Genomic DNA, 3,204 nt, shown 5'->3' with positions numbered 1-3,204 from the left:
ATCACCGAGTGGCTCGACTCGGCCGGATCGCTCGCGACGATCATCGCCGACGGAACTCCGGAGGAGCGCGACCACTACGGCGAGATCTTCGCCCGGTTCCTCTTCTCCGGGCCGGCCCGGACCGGCCTGCTGCACGCGGACCCGCATCCCGGGAACTTCCGGATCATCCCGAAGGACGACGGAACGCCGGGCCGGATGGGCGTCCTCGACTACGGGTCGGTGGCCCGCCTCCCCCAGCGTGGGCTGCCGGCGCCGATGGGCCGACTGATCTCGCTGTGCGCCGCGGGTGACGGCGAGGCGCTGATCGAGGGCCTGCGCGAGGAGGGCTTCCTCAAGGACCGGATCAACCTCGACCCCCAGTTGCTGATGGACTACCTCTCACCGTTCGTGGAGCCCACGCTGGTCGAGCGGTTCCGGTTCAGCCGGGAGTGGATGCGCGAGCAGTTCCAGCGGATCAACAATCCGCGGGACCCGGCGTACACGGTGTCGCTCAAGCTGAACCTGCCGCCGTCGTACGTCCTGATCCACCGCACCTGGCTCGGCGGCGTCGGCGTCCTCAGCCAGCTCGAGGCCGAGGCATCGTTCCGCTCATTGATGGAGGAGTTCCTGCCGGGCTTTGTGGCGGCGGCGCCCGGCCACAGCACCACCGAGGAGTGACCAATGGCATCGACCACCGGCGGTGACGTTCGCGCCGTCAAGGCGCTCGGGCTGGTGCGGGTCGGCGTGGGGGTGGCCATGATGGCCGCGCCCCGCCTCATCGGACGCAGCGACGACCCGTCCTTCGTCCTGCTGCTGCGGACCATCGGGGTCCGCGACCTCGTGATCGGCGCGGGCACCGTCGCGGCGCCCGCCTCCGCGACCGCCCTGTGGGGCTGCGCCGCCCTGGCGAGCGACTCGATCGACGTCGCGGTGGGCGCCGCGTCGACGCCGACGATCGGGCTGGGCCCGGGCCTGGTCGCCACCCTTCTCCCGGTACCGTTCGCCGCGTTCGGCGCCTGGGCCGTACGACGCGCGCTCGGCTGAGCCCCCTCGCCCGGGTGAGGGGCCACGTCACCAGATCCCGATGACGCCTCCACCGATCCGGATGATGAACGCGCTCACGACCACGATGAAGAAGATCCGCACGAACTTCGCGCCCCGCGACACCGCCGTACGCGCTCCGAGGTAGCCGCCGACCAGGTTGCAGGCACCCATCATCAGGCCGACGTCCCACAGCACGGCACCGGTCGGGATGAACAGCAACAGCGCACCGATGTTCGTGGCGAGGTTGGCCAGCTTGGCCTTGGCCGAGGCCTGCAGGAAGTCGTAGCCCATCAGGCCGACGAGGGCGAACACGAAGAAGCTGCCGGTGCCGGGTCCGAGGATGCCGTCGTACAGGCCGATGGCGAAGCCGACCCCCATCGCGGCGACCAGGTGGCGGCGGCCGTCGAACCGGAGCTCGGTCTCCTCCCCCATGCTGGGTCGCACCAGCACGTAGGCACCGACGGCGACGAGGGCTGCCAGCACGATCGGCTCGAACGCCTCCCGCGGGATCCTCGAGGCCGCGAGGGCGCCGGTGAACGCGCCCGCCAGCGCGAACAGCATGAGGGGCCCGAACGTCTTCGGGTCCGGCCGGAGCCTGCGGTAGTACGTCGCCGAGCTCGCCGCCGTCCCGCACACCGAGGCGATCTTGTTCGTGGCCAGGATCTGCACCGGGCTGGCACCCGGCAACCCGAGCAGCAGCGCCGGGAGCTGCACGAGGCCGCCACCACCGACTACCGCGTCCACGAAGCCGGCCGTCAGCGCGGCCAGCGCAAGGAGCGCCAGGACGGTCAGGCTCAGGTCGCTCATCGCGACCGACCCTACGACCTCGTCGTACTACTTCCACGTGAGGTCGGTGTACCCCCGGTCCTGGTAGTCGTTGGCCACGTCGTTCGACGTGTCGACACAGGACGAGCCGATGCTCACCTGGGTGCCGGCAGGCCCGAACTGGAACCTGAGGTCGTCCCCGTCCCTGGAGCCTTCGACGATGGCGGGATTCTCCACGCGCTTCACCGTCCAGCCGTCGGCCTCCATGGCGCTCGCGGCGGCATCAACCATGTCCTCCACCGGCTCGTCCGACGGACCGAAGTTCAGGGACACCCGATGGATGACACCACCCGCTGCCAGGCCGTCCCCACAGGTCACGAACCGGTGCCGCCCACTCACGAACTCCGGGCCCGTGCCGTCCATGGCGTCGTGGACGACACCATCCACCGCGGCCAGTGCCCGCGCCTCCACGGCGTCCACGTCCTTCTGGTCGGTGGCGGGGTCGTCGCTGCACCCGGACAGGCTCGCCGCCAAGGTCATGCCCGCAGCGATTGTCCAGCCCCTCATCAGAGGAACCTTCCCGGACCGAAGCCTCGCGACAACGAATCGATGAAGTCCCTGCCCCATTCCTCGACTCCGTCCACGATCGGCCCTCCCGCGCCCTTGATCGACGACTCCACCAGATACTCCGGCAGCGTCTGATAGTGCCCCTCGTCGGTCCATCGTTCGCGCTCCTCGTCGTGGATGACGTTGTCGTCCTGGTTGACCACGATGGCTCCCAGGTTGTGCAGTGAATCGCCCTTGAAGTACGACGTGTGATTGTCGAGCGCGTCCTGGATCCGTGAGGACCCGTCCCCGGTCTCGAACCTCGTGGCTCCGAACGACTCCTGAGCAGGGTCGCCTCCCAGCGTTCCGGGACCGTCGTCGGCACCCAGGAGCGACACCGGGTCATTGTCCTTGGCACCCACCCACACGTCCGCGTCCGTCAGCGCCGCTGCCGTGTACTCGGGGACGCCCGGACTGCCGATCAGGATGGCGTCATCGACGGGCAGGCCGTCCTGGAGGGCGTGGCCCACGGTGGTGGACCCATAGCTGTGACCGATCGCCGTCAGGTGGGCGCGCTCGCCCTCGTCGGACGCACGGAGCCCGTCGATGAAGTCGGAGAACCGCTCGCCGCCACGATCAGCTGCACCCGGTCCGACGACGGAACCGAAGTCGAGCAGGTCATCGACCCTGCCCACCGGATTGCCACTGGGGGCGTCATAGTCGAGCCAGAAGACGCTGGCCACGGTCCCGTCCGTCTGCCCACTGGCCGATGCGTGGAGGTCCTCCGTCCGGGCGAGATTGCCCGGCAGGCTCGACGTCTCGCTGGTCAGGCCGGGCACATTGACCGACACGTGGTCGGCCCGGTCAGGA

Annotated in this window: 5 protein-coding genes; 2 read left to right on the top strand and 3 right to left on the bottom strand. The window is 69.5% G+C overall.

What is annotated here, in order from left to right:
* Positions 1-657: AarF/UbiB family protein (locus ACOADB_RS07585; RefSeq protein ID WP_378597355.1), on the top strand; the 657-nt coding region annotated here is incomplete at its 5' end.
* Positions 658-660: 3 nt separating this feature from the next.
* Positions 661-1,023, top strand: coding sequence for a hypothetical protein (locus ACOADB_RS07580; RefSeq protein ID WP_378597354.1), 363 nt, complete (start codon positions 661-663; stop codon positions 1,021-1,023).
* 27 nt (positions 1,024-1,050) lie between these two features.
* On the opposite strand, the gene ACOADB_RS07575 is transcribed toward ACOADB_RS07580, so the two are convergent.
* The 3 genes from ACOADB_RS07575 to ACOADB_RS07565 all read right to left on the bottom strand — a co-directional run.
* Positions 1,051-1,830, bottom strand: a complete 780-nt coding sequence (locus ACOADB_RS07575; protein ID WP_378597353.1) for a sulfite exporter TauE/SafE family protein — start codon at positions 1,828-1,830, stop codon at positions 1,051-1,053.
* A 27-nt stretch (positions 1,831-1,857) separates the two neighbouring features.
* On the bottom strand, positions 1,858-2,355 hold the full coding sequence (locus tag ACOADB_RS07570; RefSeq protein WP_378597352.1) for a hypothetical protein: 498 nt from the start codon (positions 2,353-2,355) through the stop codon (positions 1,858-1,860).
* Positions 2,355-3,204: alpha/beta hydrolase (locus ACOADB_RS07565; protein WP_378597351.1), on the bottom strand; the 850-nt coding region annotated here is incomplete at its 5' end. The genes ACOADB_RS07570 and ACOADB_RS07565, both read right to left, overlap by 1 nt.

The organism is Nocardioides sp. CPCC 206348, assembly GCF_048654705.1.
In the GTDB taxonomy this organism is placed as follows: domain Bacteria; phylum Actinomycetota; class Actinomycetes; order Propionibacteriales; family Nocardioidaceae; genus Nocardioides.
Note: the sequence above shows the minus strand (reverse complement) of the source record. Positions and strands in the feature narration are given on the sequence as shown.